This is a genomic window from Burkholderia sp. IMCC1007, from assembly GCF_027257875.1.
In the GTDB taxonomy this organism is placed as follows: domain Bacteria; phylum Pseudomonadota; class Gammaproteobacteria; order Burkholderiales; family Burkholderiaceae; genus Burkholderia.
In genome coordinates this window covers 310,056-331,696 of record NZ_JAPVQY010000002.1, presented here as the reverse complement: position 1 = coordinate 331,696, position 21,641 = coordinate 310,056, and the positions used below count along the sequence as shown (strand labels likewise).

19 protein-coding genes and 1 pseudogene are annotated in these 21,641 nt (G+C 57.3%); 18 read left to right on the top strand and 2 right to left on the bottom strand.

Annotation, left to right across the window (positions count from 1 at the left end):
• The first annotated feature begins 307 nt into the window (after positions 1-307).
• The 7 genes and pseudogenes from O1Q03_RS04035 (at position 308) to O1Q03_RS04005 (ending at position 6,897) form a co-directional block, all read left to right on the top strand.
• On the top strand, positions 308-1,318 hold the full coding sequence (locus tag O1Q03_RS04035; protein WP_111442855.1) for a 2Fe-2S iron-sulfur cluster-binding protein: 1,011 nt from the start codon (positions 308-310) through the stop codon (positions 1,316-1,318).
• A 26-nt stretch (positions 1,319-1,344) separates the two neighbouring features.
• Positions 1,345-2,751 (top strand): aromatic ring-hydroxylating oxygenase subunit alpha, encoded by a 1,407-nt coding sequence (locus tag O1Q03_RS04030; protein WP_059623631.1) that lies wholly within the window; start codon positions 1,345-1,347, stop codon positions 2,749-2,751.
• Positions 2,748-3,305 carry a 3-phenylpropionate/cinnamic acid dioxygenase subunit beta gene (locus O1Q03_RS04025; RefSeq protein ID WP_208328494.1) on the top strand — a complete coding sequence of 186 codons (558 nt, stop codon included), beginning with the start codon at positions 2,748-2,750 and terminating at the stop codon, positions 3,303-3,305. Before O1Q03_RS04030 ends, O1Q03_RS04025 begins: the two co-directional genes overlap by 4 nt.
• A gap of 195 nt (positions 3,306-3,500) precedes the next feature.
• Positions 3,501-4,172 (top strand): fumarylacetoacetate hydrolase family protein, encoded by a 672-nt coding sequence (locus O1Q03_RS04020; RefSeq protein WP_124456501.1) that lies wholly within the window; start codon positions 3,501-3,503, stop codon positions 4,170-4,172.
• Positions 4,169-4,935, top strand: a pseudogene (locus O1Q03_RS04015) (fumarylacetoacetate hydrolase family protein). The gene O1Q03_RS04020 and the pseudogene O1Q03_RS04015 overlap by 4 nt, the downstream one beginning before the upstream one ends.
• Positions 4,936-5,080: 145 nt before the next feature.
• Positions 5,081-5,419 carry an aldolase/citrate lyase family protein gene (locus O1Q03_RS04010; RefSeq protein WP_241308746.1) on the top strand — a complete coding sequence of 113 codons (339 nt, stop codon included), beginning with the start codon at positions 5,081-5,083 and terminating at the stop codon, positions 5,417-5,419.
• Between the two features lie 26 nt (positions 5,420-5,445).
• Positions 5,446-6,897: an NAD-dependent succinate-semialdehyde dehydrogenase gene (locus O1Q03_RS04005; RefSeq protein ID WP_124456502.1), complete on the top strand. Its 1,452-nt coding sequence runs from the start codon at positions 5,446-5,448 to the stop codon at positions 6,895-6,897.
• A 78-nt stretch (positions 6,898-6,975) separates the two neighbouring features.
• Here O1Q03_RS04005 and O1Q03_RS04000 read toward each other — a convergent pair whose 3' ends face one another.
• Complete coding sequence (locus tag O1Q03_RS04000) at positions 6,976-7,272, bottom strand: hypothetical protein (protein WP_166677953.1); 297 nt, start codon at positions 7,270-7,272, stop codon at positions 6,976-6,978.
• Here O1Q03_RS04000 and O1Q03_RS03995 point away from each other — a divergent pair.
• Both O1Q03_RS03995 and O1Q03_RS03990 read left to right on the top strand, forming a co-directional pair.
• Complete coding sequence (locus O1Q03_RS03995; protein WP_111442866.1) at positions 7,182-8,450, top strand: MFS transporter; 1,269 nt, start codon at positions 7,182-7,184, stop codon at positions 8,448-8,450. The genes O1Q03_RS04000 and O1Q03_RS03995 overlap by 91 nt on opposite strands.
• A 230-nt stretch (positions 8,451-8,680) precedes the next feature.
• Entirely contained in the window at positions 8,681-10,279 is a 1,599-nt protein-coding gene (locus O1Q03_RS03990) for a methyl-accepting chemotaxis protein (RefSeq protein WP_111442867.1), read from the top strand.
• Between the two features lie 348 nt (positions 10,280-10,627).
• Here the strand turns inward: O1Q03_RS03990 and O1Q03_RS03985 are convergent, their stop codons facing one another.
• Positions 10,628-11,272, bottom strand: coding sequence for a TetR/AcrR family transcriptional regulator (locus O1Q03_RS03985; RefSeq protein WP_230948488.1), 645 nt, complete (start codon positions 11,270-11,272; stop codon positions 10,628-10,630).
• Positions 11,273-11,993: 721 nt separating this feature from the next.
• Here O1Q03_RS03985 and O1Q03_RS03975 point away from each other — a divergent pair.
• From O1Q03_RS03975 to O1Q03_RS03935, 9 genes are all read left to right on the top strand, one after another.
• A complete protein-coding gene (locus tag O1Q03_RS03975; RefSeq protein ID WP_111442869.1) occupies positions 11,994-12,212 on the top strand; it encodes a hypothetical protein in 219 nt (72 codons plus the stop codon).
• Between the two features lie 383 nt (positions 12,213-12,595).
• Positions 12,596-13,864: a cytochrome P450 family protein gene (locus O1Q03_RS03970; RefSeq protein ID WP_063808307.1), complete on the top strand. Its 1,269-nt coding sequence runs from the start codon at positions 12,596-12,598 to the stop codon at positions 13,862-13,864.
• Positions 13,865-13,866: 2 nt separating this feature from the next.
• Entirely contained in the window at positions 13,867-15,288 is a 1,422-nt protein-coding gene (locus tag O1Q03_RS03965) for an aldehyde dehydrogenase family protein (protein WP_111442870.1), read from the top strand.
• Complete coding sequence (locus O1Q03_RS03960) at positions 15,285-16,397, top strand: alcohol dehydrogenase catalytic domain-containing protein (protein WP_059623653.1); 1,113 nt, start codon at positions 15,285-15,287, stop codon at positions 16,395-16,397. The genes O1Q03_RS03965 and O1Q03_RS03960 overlap by 4 nt, the downstream gene beginning before the upstream one ends.
• Positions 16,398-16,417: 20 nt before the next feature.
• Complete coding sequence (locus tag O1Q03_RS03955; protein WP_111442871.1) at positions 16,418-17,380, top strand: PDR/VanB family oxidoreductase; 963 nt, start codon at positions 16,418-16,420, stop codon at positions 17,378-17,380.
• Positions 17,381-17,720: 340 nt separating this feature from the next.
• Positions 17,721-18,950: a dienelactone hydrolase family protein gene (locus O1Q03_RS03950; protein ID WP_059623655.1), complete on the top strand. Its 1,230-nt coding sequence runs from the start codon at positions 17,721-17,723 to the stop codon at positions 18,948-18,950.
• A gap of 60 nt (positions 18,951-19,010) precedes the next feature.
• The gene (locus O1Q03_RS03945) at positions 19,011-19,799 is read left to right on the top strand and encodes an SDR family oxidoreductase (protein ID WP_059623657.1); all 789 of its coding nucleotides are present in this window, start codon (positions 19,011-19,013) and stop codon (positions 19,797-19,799) included.
• A 30-nt stretch (positions 19,800-19,829) separates the two neighbouring features.
• Positions 19,830-21,071: a styrene monooxygenase/indole monooxygenase family protein gene (locus O1Q03_RS03940; protein ID WP_059623659.1), complete on the top strand. Its 1,242-nt coding sequence runs from the start codon at positions 19,830-19,832 to the stop codon at positions 21,069-21,071.
• 1 nt (position 21,072) lies between these two features.
• Complete coding sequence (locus tag O1Q03_RS03935; RefSeq protein ID WP_081057362.1) at positions 21,073-21,567, top strand: flavin reductase family protein; 495 nt, start codon at positions 21,073-21,075, stop codon at positions 21,565-21,567.
• The last annotated feature ends 74 nt before the right edge of the window (positions 21,568-21,641 follow it).

Here is a 21,641-nt window from a genome sequence, read left to right as displayed (position 1 = left end):
GATAGAGATTTGGCCGAGGTGTGTCGCTTGGCAAGCGCAAATACTACTGCGACGGGGCTACCAGTCTGCGCGCCTGGGCATCCGCTACACCGAAGCGCACCTATATAAGCGCCAGACCCTATCTATCTCGGGTCGTCATCCGAAATCTAACGCTCCACTCATACGGGCTTATCGCGAACGTGTGACATGTCCGAACTGCGGACATCTGCAGCATCGGTTCGGCTGCGACCCGGCACATCGCTATGCTTTGAGACATCGGTCCGAAGGGCGGACAAAAGTTTCATCTCAATGAGTTCCGGGTCTCAATATGTCGATCCCAATCCAGCTTGTCTTTTCCGACGGGCAAACCAACACGCTCTTGCTCGAAGAAGGGGCAAGCATTTTGGCTGGGGCTCGCGATTGCGGGCTTTCCTTGCTCGTGGACTGTGAGCAAGGAAACTGTGGGACTTGTCAGGCGCAGGTGTCTCGCGGTTCAGTCGATATGGACGAGTTCAGCCCCTATGTCCTCTCCGAATCCGAACGCGCCGGCGGCGTTGTGCTCGTCTGCCGGGCGAAGACGACGCAGCCTGCCGTCATCGAGCTGCCTTACTCCGGTGATGACGCGCTTGCCGCTTCCGCGCCCGGATGCCTGGCAATTGTTGAAAGCATGAAACCGGTAGCCGAGGACACGATTTGCTTGACGTTGCTGACGGAGGAGGTGGTCTCGTTCCTGCCAGGTCAGTACGTCAACATCGCACCCAAAGGTGGAGCCTTTGAGCGATCGTTTTCGATGGCGAATGCCCCAGGCTCGAAGCGACTGGAGTTCTATATCGCATTGCGATCTAACGGGCAGTTTTCCAACTGGTTGACTTCGGAAGCGCGGGCTGGAGATAGCGTCAATCTAGGCGCGCCGCGCGGCACATTCTATCTGCGTGGGGATGCCGGGCCGAAGGTGATGGTGGCTGGTGGAACGGGACTTGCCCCGTTTTTGTCAATGTTGGAACAGATCGCTCAGGACGAGCGCCCTGAGCATCGCTTGGCGCCCGTCATTCTTTTCATCGGCGCACGGCATGAGAGCCAGCTGTTCGAACTGGAGCGAATTGAACACTTCAAGGATCGGCTTGCGAGCCTACAGATCCATGTGTCGTGCGATGACGCAAACCCCGGTTCGTTCTACGGCAAGGGGCGCGTGACGCAACTCTTGGATCGGCTCTCGATCGACCGAACGTCCTCGATCTATGCGTGCGGTCCGCCGCCCATGGTCGACGCCGTCAGAGGCATCCTGAAAACCAAGCAGATTCCAGCCCGACAACTCTTTGCCGAGAAATTCACAGGCTAGCAGTGACTCACGAGGAAACCAGACTCATGAAACAAGACGCACCTTTTGTCCAGTGCATCAGTGCCGACTCGATTGGACGCAGCCGGTTTGCGGAATGCGTGGATCGAGATGCAGGATTGATCAGCCGCGAGATCTTTTCCGATGACGCGGTCTTCAAGGCCGAGCTCGAACGGATCTACACCAGGGCATGGCTCTTCGTAGGCCACGAAAGTCAGGTGAAGAATCCGGGGGATTTTTTCACCTCGCGCATGGGAAACGAGTCGGTCATTCTCTGCCGCGATCAGAAGGGCAAGCTTCATGTCTTCTTGAACACCTGTCGCCATCGCGGCATGAAAGTGTGTCAGTACGACGAGGGCAACACGAAGCAGTTCACGTGTCCGTATCATGCGTGGAGCTATACCACCGAAGGGAAGCTTTTCGGCGTTCCCATGTACGGCTCGCTCTACGAAGAGCACCTCGACAAGGACGCATGGTCGCTGATCGAAGTGGCACAACTCGAGAACTACAACGGAACGATCTGGGCGACTTGGGACAAGGAGGCGCCACAGTTGCTGGAGTACCTCGGCGACGCAAAGGAACACCTGGATCTTGCTATCGATGGCCTTAATGGCGTGCCGGGCGACACGGAGGTGTTCGTGGGTGTCCAAAAATGGATCATTCCGGCGAACTGGAAGATCGGCGCAGAGAACTTTCTGGGCGACACGTACCACAACCCCAGTCACCGCTCCGTAGACGACATTGGGATCGGGCCCAGTGCCCAAGCGGGTAAAAAGGGCCGCCGCGATGACGAGCTCTCTGGTGCACAGCATGTCTGGGTCAACTTCCCGGCGGGGCATGGCGCTCATAGTGCAATTCAGCCGGAGATGCTTCCCTACGCTGAAGCCTACCAAGACAATCCTGAAGTCGAGCAGTATTTCCGGCGTTGTTACGAAGAGCGTCAGCAGCGTCAAGGCGAAAATTCCCGCCTGCTTCCGTTCGTGTGCACGATTTTCCCGAACACCAGCTTCAACGGTCGCCAGCCGCGGTCGATTACCGTGTTTCATCCGCACGGACCCATGCATACGGAAATGTGGCGCTGGTATCTCATCGACAAGGACGCTCCTGCAGAAGTCCGAGACCTGCTCCGCCATTTCTATATGCGGTACCAGGGCCCTGCAGGCATGACCGAACAGGATGACATCGAGAACTGGCAGATGGCCACGGAAGCAAGCGCCGGGGCTATTGCACGGCGCTACCCATACAACTACCAGCAATCGCTGGGACGCGCGGGCTCACACGAGACGCTCGCCGGCAATGTATCGACGCAAATCTCTGAGGAAAATCCGCGAACCTTCTATACGCGGTGGTCGGATTACATGGACGGGAAGCCTTGGGATCATCTGATGGGTGATCACGATCCCGTATTCAGCAGCTTGAAGGAGGGCAAGTCGTGAGCGCAGTCGAGAAATTTGCGATGGACAACAATCAATTGCGCGAACTGACCTGGCAGGCCGAGCGATTTCTTTATCGTGAGGCAGATCTTCTTGACAACCGCCAATACGAGGAATGGCTCGAGATGTTGCATGCCAACCTGGTCTATTTCATGCCGATCCAGCGCAATGCGCGACACAGCGAGCTATCGGAAAGAGAGGCGACGAAGGAAGGGGTCGATATCAGCTGGTTTGAGGAAGGAAAGTGGACGCTTGCCAAGCGTATCGAGCAAATCCGTACCGGTGTGCACTGGGCAGAGGAGCCGGTTTCCAGAATGGCGCATCTGGTGTCGAACATCTACGTTACGTCGGTGAACGAGGTCGAGGAAGATCTGGAAATCGAGGTGTCGAGTCGCATTCTGGTGCGCCAGAACCGAAATCAGTACGAGAACATGATGCTTGCCGCGCGCCGTAAAGACGTGTTGAGTCGTTCTTCCGATGGCTGGAAGCTTCGACGGCGGGAGATCACTCTCACTGAGAACGTGCTTACCGTAAAGATGCTGACTACCTTCCTCTGAACGCGGGTGAGTCTATGCACCCCAGGCATGCGTCATGCGGGCGGCATGTTGCTCCCGTTGAGTGTTCCCCATCAATCGGGACACTTCAGGGCGTACTGGTCGGGGACTCGGGGGCCGTGGCGGAAGTGAATGGAATGGTCGCCGCTGCGACATAGGTCCTCCTGAAGCCCTGGATCATTTTTGAGAATTAGGACGATGAGCGGACCGTTCCTGTTGTTCGATGAACAGCCATATAGCTTGTCGGGCATCGTCTATGGCACGCTGCTGAACCAACGTGACGCACTAGACAGCATTGGTGACGCGGCCTGTCAGCCACCATACAATGCCCGGCCCAAGGCACCTGTGCTTTATGTGAAACCACGTAATACGCTGTCGTACAGCGGCCAGTCGATGCCGATGCCGGAGGAGATTGATGTTCTGCTGCTGCGCGCTACGGTGGGCATTGTGATAAGCCGCCCGGCAAGCCGAGTGACGCCAGTTGAGGCCTTGGCGCACGCGGCTGGCGTGACGTTGATTGCGGACCTGTGCCTGCCACACGAAGGCTTTTATCGTCCGTCGATGCGTTTTGTCGCTCGCGACGGCTCGTGCTTCGTCGGTCCCCGCATTGCACCGCTGTCGATAATCGGTGATCCCGACGCGATATCGATCGCAGTCGAGATCGACGGCGAATACCGGCTGACGACGACTATGGGAGGAATGATCCGTCCGACCGCTCAACTTCTGGCGGACGTGACGGAGTTCATGACACTTTCGCCCGGCGATATCCTGATGTTGGGTGCCTGTGCATGCATGCCATACGTGCGCAAGGGTCAACGCTTTGAGGTGAGTGCCAAGGGGATCGGCGAACTGCAGGGGGCGATTGTATGAAGAGCGCACGTGTTGCTTACGGCGGAGCCATCCACTGTGCTACGCCGCATGAGAAGGGCTTGAAGCTCACCGATGGCCGCGTGGTCAGCTAGGATGCCGTCGTATGGTTGACGCCGTTAGAGGTGGGTACGGTCGTCGCACTCGGCCTGAACTATGCCGATCACGTCAAGGAGCTTTCGAAGGAACTGACGGTGACGTCAAAGGACGAGCCACAGGTGTTCATGAAGGGGCCTGGCACCTTGGTTGGTCATAACGCACAGACGCGGCGACCGCGAGATGCCACCTTCATGCACTACGAGCGAACTGGCAGCAGTCATCGGCAAGCCGGCCAAAGGCGTGAAGGTAAGCGAGGCGATGGCGTATGTAGCTAGCTACACGGTATGCAACGACTGTGCGATCCGCGACTACTTGGAGAACTGGTATCGCCCGAATTTTGCGGGTCAAGAATCGCGATACCTGCACGGTGCTCTGACCGTGGTTCGTGGATGCCGCCGATGTGCCGGACCCGCATGTGCTGCAAATGCGTACGTTGGTCAACGGTGAGGTGGCGCAGCGCGGTACAACCGCCGACATGATCAATGATATCCCGGCGTTGATCGAGCACCTCAGCAGTTTCATGACACTACTTCCACGGGACGTGATTCTGACGGGCACGCCGGACGGTGTCGTTAACGTTAATGAGGGTGACGAGGTAGTGTGCGAGATCGATTGTATCGGTTCCCTGCGCGGCACTATCGTCGGCGACTCAGCGTTTGGTCGATAAGGAATTTCATTGTGCGGATCCAACATCTGATCGACGGCAAGGCCGTCGAGAGCAACCAATACTTCGAGACAGTTAACCCGGCGACGCAGGAGGTGTTGGCTGTGGTCGCCGCGGGTCGGCAGGCAGGCAGAGATACAGGCGGGGGGTGGACAACCTAGATGTGATCATGGTGGTACAGAGAGTCGACGGGGTGTGTTTCGTACCAGCTGATCTTTCGGCCGCTATGGGCTACCTCGGGCAGCCAGATCACCCCGAGGTCCAGCGAGCCATCCTCGACGGGATTGGCGCAGTGCGTCGAGCAGGCAAGGCGTTCTGCCGCCTGACGGTAGAGCGTGTATTGGCAAAGCGCTACGTCGAAGGCGGTGCGTTGTTTGCGGCTGTTTGTGTGGACACTGCGCTTCTAGCCCGCGCGGCCCGGGAACTGGCCGCTTACTTCGACAAGCATGAATCATCCGGAGAGGTTAAAACCTCGTCGGTGTACTAATAACATTCACTATTTTTTCCAATCCCATGATTAAACTGAAGGATGCAGATCTGCTGAAGACAGAATGTCTGCTAGATGGAAAATGGACCGGCGCGGAGAGCGGTGCGCATATTGAAGTCATCAATCCGGCAACCGGTGAATTGGTCGCGACCGTTCCAAGCATGGGCGAGGCCGAAACGCGTCGAGCGATAGCGGGTGCTGAGCAAGCGCTGCATGCATGGCGAGCTCGAACTGCTGAGTCGCGCGCAGAAGTGTTGCATGTCTGGTTCCGGTTGATGATGGAAAACCAGGAAGACCTGGCTATTCTGATGACTTCCGAACAGGGCAAGCCTCTGGCCGAGTCACGCGGCGAAATCGCGTACGCCGCATCATATATCCAGTGGTTTTCTGAAGAGGCTCGCCGTGTATACGGGGCTACAATCCCTTCGCCCTGGCCCGACAAGCGCATAGTCGTCACCAAGGAGCCTGTGGGGGTTTGCGCCGCAATTACGCCGTGGAATTTCCCAGCGGCGATGATCACGCGGAAGGTGGCGCCGGCTCTCGCCGCGGGTTGTACCATCATCGTCAAGCCAGCTCAGCAAACGCCACTGTCAGCGCTCGCCATGGCGGAACTTGCAGTTCGTGCGGGTGTTCCCGCTGGCGTATTTAGCGTGTTGAGCGGCAGTTCACGTGTAATCGGTGGTGTGCTGACGGCTAGCCCCATTGTTCGCAAGTTGACCTTCACAGGCTCGACGGAAGTCGGGCGGCAGTTGGCCGCCCAATGCGCGCCAACACTGAAGAAGATGTCGCTGGAACTCGGTGGCAACGCCCCCTTCATTGTGTTCGAGGATGCAGACCTGGATGCGGCCGTAGAGGGCGCAATGATTTCAAAGTACCGCAACACCGGACAGACTTGTGTCTGCGCGAATCGGATGCTGGTTCACGACAGCGTCCATGATGCCTTCGTCTCGAAGCTCCATGCCACGGTTCGGGCGCTTCGCGTGGGTGACGGGATGGAGCCGGGTGTTGCACAAGGACCGATGATCGATGCTGACGCGCTTCGCAAGGTCCAGGAACTGGTTGACGATGCTACCCGCCGCGGCGCACGTGTGATCACTGGCGGCAAAGTTCATGCCTTGGGCGGTACCTTTTACGAGCCAACTATTATTACGGATGTGCTGCCGGAGATGCGTATTGCAAAGGAAGAGATTTTCGGTCCAGTGGCGCCTGTATTTCGGTTCCATACAGAAGACGAAGCCATTCGCATGGCGAACGACACAGAGTTCGGATTGGCTGCGTATTTCTACACCGAAAGCGCGCGCCGTACGTGGCGTGTTTCAACGGCCCTCGAATATGGCATGGTCGGAATCAATAGCGGCCTGATCAGTACGGCAGCTGCGCCGTTTGGTGGTGTCAAGCAATCTGGTATGGGGCGCGAGGGTTCCTACCTTGGTATCGAGGAGTATCTCGAAACTAAGTATTTATGCATGGCTGTCTAAGAAAATTATCGGATTATTTTAAGCAATTATTTAAATCGAGATTTTAAATATTCTGGATATGTCAAGAGTAGTAGTATTTTATTTCCGCACGGCACACGATGTGCCGGCGGTCTGGCCGGAATGGTAAGTTATTCGAATGCGAAAATGCACGCCGCAGGCGAGTTCTGCCGCAAAGTTCAGTGGGGAGAGTTTCGCCGGCACGACATTCAGAATATTAATATTGGATTTTCGCGCGTCAAGCGGCTCGATATGTTTACACGCATCTAGCGTAATGGAGGGGAATAATGGAATCAACGACGACTGGGTCACGAAATATTTCTGATGCTCCCCCGGAAAATTCTGCGTCGACGCCAGAGGGAACAGAGCAATCACCATACCGTTGGGTTATTCTCTTAGTTGTCTGGATGTCTTTTCTGTTGAGTTGCGTTAGTAGAGCTGCTTGGAGCACCGTGTCAGCACCAGTCGGACATTCTCTCGGAATATCAGTTGCAATGCTGGGTGCCTTTGTGACCGCGTTTTATGTTGGATATGTCGTTGCGAATGTTGGGGGTGGCTTTCTGACCGATGTGATCGGAGGCCGACGCACCCTGACGTACACATTGATTCTTCTCGGAATATCGACGTTTGCATTCGGGTATGCGAATGATTTGAGAACTGGGTTCGCAATTCAGACGATCATGGGGCTGGCTGCGGGAGCTGACTACCCCACGGGCGTCAAAATAATAACGTCGTGGTTCGGAAAGGATCGTGGCCGTGCTCTCGGCCTCTACACGACAGCCACGTCTTTCGCCGTCGTCATAGCTAACGCAACGATTCCGTTGTTGTCGAATGCATTCGGGTGGCAGAACGCATTCAGGGCCCTTGGGCTTTGCACTTTTGGTTGGGCTTTCGTCTCGAGCCGTGCACTGAGAGACGCTCCGACAAAGGCAGCCTTTGCCCACATTACCACGGACGAAATCAGAGCGTTGGTCAAGAACAGGAATCTGGTGCTGCTCGCATTGGCCGGTCTTGGCGCACTCTGGGCGACTGTAGGTTTCACTGCGTGGGGAAATGCGCTGATGATCAAACAGTATGAAATCGATCCGGTAACGGCAGGCCGGATCTTTGTGCTGTTCGGTGTAGGCGCTGTTCTGACGAAACCGTTGCTGGGTTGGCTATCAGATCTGTTTGATGGCGCAACAAAGCTCCTTGGAGTGCTCTCGCTGGCTTGTTTCGCCGGGATGCTTCTCGTGTTCAGCCGTTGTTCGACCGCGCAGGAATTCTATATCGCGGCCCCGTTTCTCGGAGCGGTTGCCTTCGGTTACACGCCGGTGCTCGTAGCGCAGGTCACGCAGACTTCAGGGGCGAAGGCAGCTGGTCTGGCGGCAGGATTGACAACTGCGGTCTGGCAATTGGGCAGTGCGATGGCGCCGCTTGTCGTCGGAGCAGTATATGCGCGATCACACTCCTTCTCGTATCCGCTGCTGACGCTTGCAGCAGGGCCAGTGCTTGGGGCATTGATATTGATTTTTACCCGTCGTCGCTCCAGTAACGTTGCTGCCGTTTCTGCATAGATGATTGGCTCTTTCCCTGGGAGAGTTCTAACCCGATCGGGTCCAGAGGGGAGTTGGAATTAATGTTGATGGGCGGGTTATAAAATTAAAAATGTGTCATTTTTTAAGGTCGATGTAAGGTCCGTGGCTGAAGATAACGAGATTGTTCGCCGGTGGTGATATCGATTTGAGCTGTGATATCGTCAGAGTCGGTCGCGATATGTCGAGAATAATCAAGAAAAGTGGATCTAATGATGAATGCCGGGAACTTGAAAATTGGCACTCGGATGGGGTTGGCAGCTCTGCTATTCCTTTCCGTTTATGCCCTCTGCACATGGTTTGGGATATCGGGATTGAGACTAGTAAGTGTTGAAAATAGTTCGATTATAAATGACGGGTACCGGGGCGCGGCTTATTCTTACGAAATAATTGATATAGTAAACCGTAATGCAAGAAGTATGCGGAATACGCTTATTTTTGATGATCCTTTGAGTTTTGAGAGGGAGAAGGTTGGGATATTAAAAAATAATAGCGAGAACGACGATAATTGTTCAAGGCTGAAGGTCTCTATAAATTCGGCGCGCGGTAAGGATTTGCTTCGGATCGTTCTGGAGACCAGGGATTTGTATGGGGTTTCGCAAAATGAGTTCATGGAACTCGTTGCTTCTGGAAGGAAGGCCGAGGCCAAAGAGTTACTGCTGAACAAATTGAGCACGGATCAGCGAAACTATTTTGATGCACTCAGGGAGCTGATCAGGTATCAGACAGAGCGCGTTCGAGTGAGCGGCGAGCGCGCTGAAAACGTCTTTCAGACTACACGGGCGAAATTGCTGGGCCTCGCAGTTTTGTCGGTTGTGCTGGGCATAGGTGTGTCAGCGTGGCTCAGCTTTTCCATCATCCTTCCCCTGAGGCAGGCTGTGAAGATTGCCGGCACAGTGGCTAGCGGAGATTTGAGCAGCCGGATAGAAGTAAAAACAAGAGATGAGACCGGCCTTCTTTTGAAATCTCTCAAAGAGATGAATGACAGTTTGGTCAGGGTCGTCTCGGAAGTGCGATCCGGTGCCGATACGATTGCTACTTCGACAAGCCAGATTTCCGCGGGCAATCAAGACCTTTCAGTTCGTACTGCTGAACAGGCTGCTTCGTTGGAGCAAACTGCTGCGAGCATGACCGAGCTGACCGAGACAGTCAGGCAAAACGCTGAGAATGCGAGGCAAGCAAACTCGCTGGCTGTCAGTGCTTGCGAGTTGGCTGGCACGGGGCGCCGTGACGTCGATGTCATGGTGGAGACGATCAATCAGATCAACGCCGATTCCGCACGAGTGGCGGAGATCACCGGCATGATCGAAGGAATTGCCTTTCAGACCAATATTCTGGCGCTCAACGCTGCGGTGGAGGCAGCCCGTGCGGGTGAACAGGGACGCGGTTTTGCGGTGGTCGCTGGGGAGGTTCGGTCGCTTGCGCAGCGTGCTTCTGCGGCAGCCAAGGAAATCAAGGACCTGATCGAGGTATCCACGCAGAAGGTTAGCCAAGGTACGCGTCGGGCTGGCGAGGTCAGCATTGCTATGGATCATATTCATCAGGCAGTCTCGCGAGTCTCTGATGTTGTCGCCGAAATCTCAGCTGCTTCTCTGGAGCAGACACAGGGCATCGAACAGGTGCATCAAGCGATCGACCAGATCGATGAAGTGACCCAGCAGAACGCCGCACTGGTGGAGGAATCGGCAGCAGCAGCACAGTCGATGCAGGAGCAGGCCGGCAAGATGAAGGAAGAGGTCATGTTTTTCAAGCTCGGAGTTGAATCAGGCGAATCTCAACAATTCTCAGTTGCTCAGGCTGCGCCGATATGAATGGCAGCGCTGGGGCGCGGCGACGACCCGGCTGGGTAATCCGTAAGCGGTCATTGGGCGATACCCTCTCGTCGCGAGACCTAATCACGGCGGCGAACTTTCCATGTTGTACGAACGTGGACACGCTTATATGAACGAACAAGCGGAGAGAAACAGGGCCGGCTGGTCACGGATCGTAAGCGAGATGGCAGCGCAAATACGACGAACTCGCTAAGCTTGAGGTGATCGAGGGATGCTTGAAACCTGGTGTCACGATAGCTGGAACGACCGTGGACCATGGGTCAATCCGAACCTTACGCTGACGTGGATTACTTAGCTCGCAATGGCGTCCTGAGAGCCGATCGCGTCCTACTCGTCAACATTGCCGAACCCGCTCCAGACGACCTTGGTAGCCTTGTGGAAGCGATGCCGCTTTGCGGCGTCGTCCTCATTCCAGCGAAGAAATACGATCAGGCCTTCCAAACTGGTCATGATGAGTGCGCCGCGCAATTCGCATTCTTCTGCCGAGAGCGCAGGATTGATCTCTTCGACAAGCTTTGCAAAGAGGCGCGTGAACTGTTGCTGTATGTCGACGGCAATATCGCGCGCGAACGGCTCATGCAGTCCGAGTCCCCAGCATTCCAGGACGGATGCGGGAAGGCCGGGTTTGGCAAATTCTACGAAAGCATCGTCAATGATCGCTTCGAGCCGTGCCTGGGGAGAGCGCCTCTTATTTTCGGCGAAGCCTCGAAAGCGTTCGAAATAGCGTTTGGCGATCTCCTCGAGCGTTGCGCGCAGCAGCGCTTCCCGATTCGAAAAATAGTGCTGTAACGTACTCAGGCGAATGCCCGCATCGTTGGCTACGCGATTGATCGTATACCCCGCATATCCTTCTGCGATCAGGACGTTGATCGAGACGTCGATGATCTCGGGTACGCGACTTTTCCGATTGCCACGCCGTCTTGCGGGCTCGTCTGCCAGTGGATCGAAGATCGCAGCAGAAGGAAGGGTCATTTTTCTCACATGGTCTCCGTACCGGCGCGATGAGCATCTTCTCTTCCGCCGCAATCAAGGTTTGCCCTCAGGTCGTGAGCGTTGGCTCGCGATCCTAGTCCCGCAAGCATCCATCTTGCCAGTTCGCCGCCTTTCGACCAGTGCACTGCTGGCCTCTGTGCGACGTTATCCGGGAAGTAGTGCCAGAAAGCAGGCTAAATAACCTATTATAAATATAGGTTGCGCTGCCGTGAGGGCAAGGGTGTATCTAAATTTATCATAAAAAACAATGTAATAGACGGTTAATCGTTTACCCTCGTCTAGCATGTGCGATCTTGCTTTATAGGTTGATTAACCTATAATTTGCGTGTGAGGAGATCAACCGACAGTGCGTTGTTCCCGCGATGCACAGGGGGCATGTCGGAAGCGTGTGCGATGAGGGGAATGGGAAATGAACTCCGGCAATAGGTCCTTGCGTTCGCTGGTTATCAAGTGGTTCGGGTCAGCGTCTGTGGCCCCGATCTGCGTGACGGAGTTCAGTCGAACTCGAACCGACCGAACGCGCTATGTGCGCATCGGAATAGCTCGGCCGCAGGGCTGGTTCGCAATTGTTTTCTTTCGGCACGATGACGGCTCATGGAATGTGTTTCCGCCAAATGTGAGGGGGCAGGCGCTTGGTGCGTACCGGCATGCCGCATGAGAGGCATGGTGAGATCGCGTTCGCGTTCTACAGGGGAACGTAATGAATGTTTTCGAGTTGGCAAGGGATGCGGGAATGCTGGTCGTGCTGGACGGCAGAATCGGTCGCACGGAGTATCGATGTGTCCACGGAACCCTGGACGCATTGGAGCGGTTTGCTCAAGCGCTGGAAATTGCGGTGATGAACGAACGGCTCGAAGCGGCTGCCCTTGATCGCGCCTCGAGCGGGTCCAGTGATGCTCGCTCAGAATTGTCGAACTGAGCATCTGACCACGCGCCGCAGTTCGCTTGTAGGTATCGAGCTGCACCTGGCGTTCGAGTCGGGCTGTGAGCGTTGGCCGAGAACTTTAAGGAATCGCCTGACTGCCATGCTCGCCCTGTGTGCCCAGAATCGAGTTCGGACCGAGGCCCAGACACACTTCCTACGCTTCCTCGACAGATCGCCGATTCTTCGGCGTTCGTGCGCCTTGACCGCCGTAGTGCGCCTGACGCGAAGATTAGATTGAGTCGGAATGTCCGCAACGTGGACATTGCGTACGAAGGAGGGGGGCGCCGCGTTCGCCGCCGTAGCATGAGCAGGAGCCACATTCTCGCATTCTTGTGCAGAGCCGGCTTTCCTTTGCAACGTAGCAGAGCAGAGCAACCATGAATACATCAAATACTTCTCAAAGCGAGATTATCGATCTCCCTCCGCTTCCCGCGACCCTCAATCCGTTTCCAGAATATGCCAAGCTGGCGGAGCGAGGTCCCGTGGTCCGGGTCAGGACGCCTGTTGGAACGGAGGTCTACCTGATCACGCGCTGGGCGGAGGCGATCGAGGTTCTCTCCAATCCCCTGATTGCAAAAGGTTCAGACCATATTCAGGCAGCCCTCGCCGCGCAAGGCCGCAGTGGGCCGGGCGCAGGGACCCCGATCGCCGGCTCTCAGGCTGGAAACCTTCTCAATACCGATCCACCCGATCACACGCGTCTGCGATCCTTGGTGATGCTCGCGTTCACGCCCCGGCGCCTCGAACAACTGCGGGCTACGGTGGAGCAACTGGTAGATCGTCTGATCGACCAGATGCGTGAAGGTCCCGAGGCAGATTTGATCGCGGATTTTGCTTACCCCATCGGTATCACGACGATCTGCACCATGCTCGGCGTACCGGAAGGCGACAGGTCCAATTTCCGGCAATGGGCCGAGTGGGCGATGACGCCTGGCCATAAAGAGCAGGACCATTGTATGGAACTGCTGCGAAACTATCTTGCGACTCTCATCGAATCCAAGCGTGAGGTACTGGCAGACGGCGCTGTTCCCGATGAGCAGCCTGACCTGCTAAGTGCCATGATTGCCGCGCGCAATGCTTCGAACGCGCTGACAATTGAGGAACTTCAAAGCATGTCGTATTTGCTTCTCATCGCTGGTCACGAAACCACGGTGGGACTGATCGGCAATGCGCTGTTGCACCTTATGCTGAATCCGGATCAGCAGCGGCTACTGGTCGAAGATCCTACGCTGATTAAAAACACCATCGAGGAGACGCTGCGTTACGACGGTTCAGTGCCATACACGACATTCCGGGCGACCACGGCAGATGTGAAAATTGGAGATACGGTGATTCCGGGCGGCAGTTTTGTACAGGTCGTGCTGCCTGCCCTCAACCGTGATCCTGAGAAGTTTGAAGATCCGGGCATCTTCGATATCCGCCGCAAAATCAAGCAGCACATGGCTTTCGGGCATGGCGTCCATTTTTGTCTTGGCTCTCACCTTGCTCGCCTGGAAGCGCAAACTGCGGTGGGGCGGCTCATGCAGGCATTTCCCAACGTCGAACTCAGCTGCGACCCAGCGGACATTCCTTGGCTTGGCACGGTGATCCGCGGTGCGCGATCGCTCCCGGTTCGCATCAACGGACAAGAATACAAGGAGTCCTGATAATGTATCGCGGATTCAATGTCAGTGCGGGGCGCCGCGACGTAGCTACGGAATGGTACGCTGTCGAGGACCCTGCCGTCCTCACGCCAATAGCAGAAGCGCCGATAACCACGCCGCAAGCGCTCGACGATGCCGTTGCCTCGGCTGCAGCCGCTCTCGGCAGTTGGGCGTCGGACCTCACGGCCCGTCGCAATGCTCTGAAGCGGTGCGCTGCGTTGCTGGCTGCCAATCTTGAGGAATTTGCCATCCTGCTCAGTCGGGAGCAGGGAAAGCCGCTGCTGGCGGCGACACGAGAACTTCTGTCTGCCAAAGGTTACCTGGAATATTTCGCCGAGAAGAGTGCGCATCAGGAGATCATCCGGTCTGATCCAGGCCGAACGGTTGTGGCAGTGAGTGCCCCGGTTGGGGTCGTGGGGATTATCGTGCCCTGGAATTTCCCTATTGTGCTTCTGATGATGAAGCTCGGCCCCGCACTGTGGGCAGGGAACACCGTGGTGGTCAAGCCAGCACCAACGACGCCGCTGACGACCTTGGCCATCGCAAACCTGTTTGCCGATTGCCTGCCGCCGGGGGTGCTGAACACGGTGACGGGTGGCACGGATGTTGGTGCGTCCCTGGTGAGTCATGCTGGCGTGGCGAAGATATCGTTCACCGGATCGACGCCGACCGGAAAGAAGATTATGGCCAGCGCCGCACAAACCCTGAAACGACTGACGCTCGAGTTGGGCGGCAACGACGCAGCCATCGTCCTTGCGGACGCGGATATCGACGCGTCCGTACCCTTGCTGTTTGAACGATCGTTCATGAACGCTGGCCAAGTGTGCTGCGCGGTTAAGCGCTTGTTCGTGCATCGATCGCTATACGAGCCGCTGGTGGAGAAGATGGCGTCGATCGCAAAGACATGGCGTGTCGGTCCTGGATTGACCGATGGCGTGCAGATGGGGCCTCTACATAATCGCCAACAGTTCGACCATGTGAAAGCGCTCTTGGACGATGCCGTTGCGACGGGCGGTCGGATTGTCACAGGGGGGACGAAGCCGGACGAATGGGCGGGTCACTTCCTGCGACCGGCAATCGTCGTGGATGTTTCGGACAGCAGTCGACTCGTGCGCGAGGAGCAGTTTGGACCGGCGCTGCCCATACTGACTTTCGACGATGAAGACGAGGCAGTCTCCCGGGCGAATGCCTCGGAGTTTGGTCTGGGCGGCTCAGTGTGGTCTACCAATATCGGACGTGCGACGGCATTGGTCCGCCGGCTGGAAGCGGTGAATCTGTTCGTGAATCAGCACGCAACTCCTCCCGATCCTGCGATTCCTTTCGGGGGAATGAAGTCGAGTGGCTTCGGGTACGAATTCGGTGAATGGGGTCTCGATGAATTCGTAGTGCGAAAAGTATTGCACAGCCAGACGGGAGGTTTGGCATGAGCAGGCTGATGAGGGCGGCTATTCTCGAAGGGGTAGGTCGACCCCTGCGCATTGCCGATGACGTGGAGATCGATGACCCGCGGGCCGGCGAAGTGTTGGTGAGAATCACGCATTGCGGGGTCTGCAACACGGATCTGGCGCTCGCCGACGGCAAGGTGGGCTACCCCGTGCCAGCGGTGCTGGGTCACGAAGCAGCGGGCACGGTCGCGGCACTTGGTGCGGGGGTAACTGATCTCGCTTTCGGTCAACGGGTCGTGGTCTCCATGCGACCGGCATGCGGAACTTGTTACTTCTGTGTGCGCAATCAGCCTGTTTTGTGTGTCGCGGCCGAGAGCCCTTCCCGTACGGCGGGACCCGCCGGCCACGATGTGCGCGTTCGGCATCGAGGGACACCGGTGGCTCGGGGACTTCGCCTGGGGGCGTTCGCGGAGTACGTGCTTGTGGAGCGCAGTGGTGTCGTTCCGGTCCCTGACTCCATTTCGTTGACGCACGCAGCGACGATGGGATGTGCAGTGCAAACCGGTATGGGATCGGTGGCAAACGTGGCCGCAGTGCCGGAAGGCGCCACCGCTGCCGTCGTGGGGCTCGGCGCGGTGGGGCTCTCGACGATTCAGGCGTTGCGAATTGCACGCGCAGGACTGGTGGTGGGTCTTGATTTCAATGCTGACCGACGCATTCACGCGCAGAGGCTTGGGGCGAACGCAACGTTCGACAACTCGGCCGCTGGATTTGAAGACCCCTGTCGGACGCTGACGGGGGGGATCGGTTTCGACTTCGTATTTGATGGGGTCTGTAGTCCTGACAGCTTGAATCTGTGTGCTTCCCTGGTGCGCAAGGGGGGGGTGATCGTCATGATCGGTGTCGCCAAGCCAGCGGAATCGGTGTCGATCGGAGCGCTGGACATGGTGTTGCGGCAATTGCAGGTCAAAGGGTCCTACCTTGGTAACTGTCATGCACAGCGAGACCTTCCGCGATATTTCGATCTGTGCTGCCATCGAGCGCTGGACCTGAGCAGCCTGGTCACGAACGTGAGGCCATTGGAAGAAGTTAATGAGGCTCTTCAGGATCTCCGCGATGGCGTTGGCATCCGGACGGTGCTGACAATCTGATTCAAAGCGGGGAAAATCTGATGACTCAACTCAAGATGCGAGTGGCCAGAAAAGAGCGGGAGGCAGACGGAATCTGCAGTCTCGAGCTCGAATCGATCGACGGCCAGGCGCTGCCGCCGTTTCGCGCTGGCGCACATATTGATTTCCATTTGCCGGGCGGCTTGATACGCCAATACTCGCTGTTTGGATCTCCTTTCGATCAGCGGCGTTATCGCATTGCCGTATTGTTGGACGCCAATTCTCGTGGTGGGTCCAAGGCGGTTCACGAGAGCGTCCATGCGGGAGATGAGGTGATCATCTCGTCGCCACGTAATCACTTTCCGCTTGTCCCGTCCGAGAAGTCGATTCTGATTGCGGGTGGCATCGGGATTACTCCAATGCTCTGCATGGCTGAGGAATTGAGCGTTGAGGGAAAGGCGTACGATCTGCATTACTGTGTTCGTACTGCAAATCGCGCAGCCTTTCTCGGTCGACTTGGCGCAGCTCCGTTCGTCGAAAACACTCACGTCCACTTCGACGACGCCTCCGGATCGCAGGGGCCACTTGATCTGGACGCTCTCCTTGCACACCCGAGGCAAGGTGTCCACCTCTACGTGTGCGGACCGAGCGGGCTTATCGATTCAGTTGTTGAAGGCGCGAAGCGCCACAACTGGCCTGACGATCACGTTCACTTTGAGCATTTCGCTCCGCCGCCATCGTCTCAGAAACAGGGGGGGCATGGCTTCGAAGTGCGCATCGCAAGCACGGGTCAGACTTTTCTCATCCTGCCAGAGGAGTCTGTTGCACAGGTCCTGGCCAGAAATGGCATTGATATCCCGGTTTCTTGTGAGCAAGGCGTGTGCGGAACTTGTGTCACAAGAGTCATTGAAGGTGAGCCCGACCATCGAGATCTCTTTTTGACAGAGGCCGAGCAGGCGGCCAATGATTGTTTCACGGCATGTTGTTCTCGTGCTCGCGGACCCCTGCTCGTTTTAGATCTCTAGTGCGTTCGTTCGCGCCGGTCAGCTCGATCTGTCCGCACCCCGAACATGTACGTGTGATTCGTTCGGAAAGAAAAATGATAGACGTATTCTTGGTTCTATCGCCATCGTCAATTTGATGACAACAAGACTCGGTCGGCTACCGAGCGCGTTGTCCGACAGATCAGTGCACTAGGCGTAATAGCCATTGATACCGCCGAAGGCATAACTGACGGCGTAACGGTGGCACGGATTATCACCTGGGCAGGGGATATCGTGCGGATCGAGTGCGTTGGCGACAACGCGAGGGTCTCGAGCGATCGCTTGCCTAATTGACCATGACAACATCAAGGAGAGATAGGCCATGGGCCAGACCATCCAGATCGGCTGCGCAGACGGCAGTTTCAGCGGATACCTTGCCACCCCGGCTGCAGGGAGGGGGCCTGGGATTGTGCTGTGCCAAGAGATTTTTGGTGTCAATGCCAATATGCGCAAGGTCGCGGATTACTACGCCGAAGAAGGTTATACCGTGCTGGTGCCTGATCTGTTCTGGCGCCTCTCGCCCGGCATCGAATTGGAAGACCATGGTGAAGATTTCCAGCGCGCTTTGGGGCTGTGCCAGCAGTTTGACGAGGCCAAGGGTGTGCAGGACGTCGGCGCAGCACTGACGACGCTGCGGCAACGTCCGGAATGTGTCGGCCACACTGGTGTGCTGGGTTTCTGCTTGGGAGGCAAACTGGCTTACTTGGCAGCATGCAGGCTCGAAGGCGTCGCGTGCGCGGTTGGCTACTATGGCGTGGGTATCGAGCATGCATTGAGCGAGGCTGCCAATCTCAAGGGCCGGCTGGTGCTGCATATCGCCCAGAATGATGGTTTCTGTCCGCCGGACGCGCAGGCGGCCATCGTGGAGAGCCTGGGTGGCAAGGAGAACGTCGAACTGCACGTTTACCAAGGGGTTGATCACGCCTTCGCCCGTGCCGATGGTGCGCACTTCGACAAGTCTGCGGCCCTGATCGCGCACCAGCGCTCGATTGCAGCACTGCGTGGAGAGATGGGTCCGCATTACGATCTTTCGGCGCTTTGGGACAAGCACTGCGAGCACGAATTCTTTACTCGCGACGTGGATGCCACCATGGCCACCATGGTCTCCGAGCCGTACGTCAATCACATCCCGACCATGACCGGCGGCGTGGGCTATCGGCAGTTGAAGCGCTTTTATCAGCATCACTTCGTGCACGGCAATCCGCCCGACATCAGCATGATCCCGATCTCGCGCACGATCGGCGCGAGCCAGGTGGTTGACGAGAGCCTGCTCTGCTTTACCCATACCACTGAAATCGACTGGATGCTGCCCGGCGTGAAGCCGACCGGCAGGCGAGTGGAAATCCCGCTTGTTGGCATCATCAAGTTCCGCGGTGACAAGCTATACCACGAGCACATCTATTGGGACCAGGCCAGCGTGCTGGTGCAGATCGGTCTGCTCGATCCCGAGGGTTTGCCGGTGGCCGGAGTGGAGACGGGGCGCAAGCTGCTGGATGAGTCGCTGCCTTCGAACACGCTGATGGCGCGCTGGAAAGAAAGCGAAGGGAAGTAGGCTGACTGGCATCTCCGCCAGAGCGGGGATGCCGAGATTCACCAAGAAAGAGGAACCATCATGAAAGGACTGCAGGACAAGGTCGCCATCATCACCGGGGGCGCGACACTTATTGGTGCCGGTGTGGCCCGCGCGTTCGTCGCGGCAGGCGCGAGCGTGGCGATCCTCGACATCGACGTGGTCGGCGGGGAGCGCGTGGCCGCCGAGTTGGGAGAGAAGGCAATCTTCATCGCCACGGATATTACCAAGGACGATCAAGTCAGCGCAGCGGTCGCCAAGGTTGTGAGTCGTTTCGGAGGCGTGGACTTTTTGGTGAACCTGGCCTGCACGTATTTGGACGACGGCTTCAAGTCTCCCCGCGCTGATTGGCAGACTGCCCTCGACGTCAACGTGGTGTCCGGAATCATGTTGGCCCAGAAGGTTCATCCAGAGATGAAGGCGCGTGGGGGCGGTGCAATTGTCAACTTTACGAGTATCTCGGCAAAGGTTGCCCAGACGGGGCGTTGGCTCTATCCGGTTTCCAAGGCGGCAATTTTGCAGCTGACGCGCAGTATGGCGATGGACCTCGCGCCAGACCGCATTCGTGTGAACGCGGTGTCCCCGGGCTGGATCTGGTGCAGGTTGATGGACGAAATGAGCGGTGGCAATCGAGCGGGTATCGACGAACTCGCCACACCGTTCCATCTGTTGGGACGGGTTGGTGATCCGGACGAAGTTGCGCAGGTGGTGCTGTTTCTGTGCTCCGACAATGCCAGTTTCGTCACCGGCGCCGACTACGCCGTGGACGGGGGGTATTCGGCGATGGGCCCCGAACAGAATGTCCCGCCATACGGCAAGCAGGCCGGCTAAAAATTAACGATATCCTCCAGGAGATATATCATGAGTCAACGTATCGCCATCGTTGGAGCCGGGCAGTCCGGGCTGCAAATGGCCCTCGCTCTGCAGTCCAAGGGCTACCAAGTGACCTTGGTCACCAACCGCACACCCGATCAGATCCGCGCTGGCAAGGTTATGTCCAGTCAGGGCATGCTTCACAGTGCACTGCAGATCGAGCGCGATCTTGGGCTGAATATGTGGGACGACACGTGCCCGCCTGTGCAGGGTGTAAGCCTGACGGTGTTGCAGCCGGGGAAGCCCGGCGAGAAGATGCTTGAGTGGATGGCTTCTCTGGAGCACCCGGGCCAGTCTACGGACCAGCGCGTGAAGATGCCGATCTGGATGGAGACCTTCGTCCAGCGCGGGGGCGATCTGCGCATCGTCGACGCAGGTTTGGAGGAGCTAGAGGATCTGGCGCAACACCACGATCTTGTGCTGCTGGCTGCCGGTAAGGGCGAGATCGTCAACCGTTTCGAGCGCGACGTCGCAAACAGCCCGTTCGATGTGCCGCAACGTGCGTTGGCACTGGCCTACGTGACCGGTATGACGCCGCGTACGCCGTTCTCACGCATTGGCTTCAATGTGATTCCTGGCGTGGGCGAGTACTTCAGCTTCCCGGCACTGACGTTGTCCGGCTTATGCGACATCATGGTTTTCGAAGGTGTGCCGGGCGGCCCGATGGATCGCTGGGCAGAGGCCCGCACGCCGGAGCAACATCTGGCCGAATGCCTGCGTGTCGTGCGTACTTATCTGCCGTGGGAAGCCGAGCGATGCGAGCAGGTCGAGCTGACCGACGAAAACGGCATTCTCTCTGGGCGCTTCGCACCGACCGTGCGGAAGCCGGTCATGACCCTGCCGTCGGGACGACATGTGTTCGGAATGGCAGATGCGGTGGTGGTCAACGACCCTCTTACGGGGCAGGGCTCCAACAACGCTTCCAAGTGCTGCAAGGTCTATCTCGACGCGATTCTTGATCATGGCGATCGACCGTTCGACGCGGAATGGATGGAAGCCACCTTTGCCCGCTATTGGGAATACGCGCGTCACGTTGTCACCTGGACCAATTCGATGTTGGCGCCTCCGCCCCCGCATATTCTTAAACTGTTCGGCGCGGCCAGCGAGTCGCCGGCGTTGGCGGCACGCATCGCTAATGGCTTCGACAACCCGCCGAGCTTCTTCCCTTGGTGGACGGAGGCGCAAGCGTGCGAACAGATGATCGAGCAATACGTTGGACAGGCAGCCTGACATGAATGAATTACCGCAAATCGCCCCTGAGCCGCAAGCGCTGCGCCGGGTGTGCGGACGCTACGCAACTGGCGTGGCGGTGATCGGAGCCTGCGGACCTGAGGGGCGGTTGGTCGGCATGACGGTCAATTCGTTTGCTTCGCTTTCGTTGACGCCGCCGCTGATCCTGTGGAGCCTCGCATTGCATTCGCCGAACGCTGCACTGTTCGCGCCGGGGGAACGCTTCGGTGTGAGCATCTTGCGAGCTGGGCACGGCGAGCTAGCTCGGCACTTCGCAAGATCGTCACCCGATAAGTTCACTGGCGTTCCGCATCAGCGTTGCGAGCGAGGCGTTCCCTATCTTGAAGAGGCGCTGGCACAACTGGCTTGTCGGGTAGAGCGCGCCGATCCGGTCGGAGATCATCTGCTGATCGTCGGTGAGGTCGAGAGGGTGGCTGTGTGTGAAGGTGAACCATTGGTGTTCTACGGCGGCGACTTTGTCAGCCTGGCGGCTTGATCAAGAAGCGCAGGAATTTCGCAGAAGGACCACCCGTGAACTCGCACGCTCGTGCGAGTTCCGGCTTCCCTCTA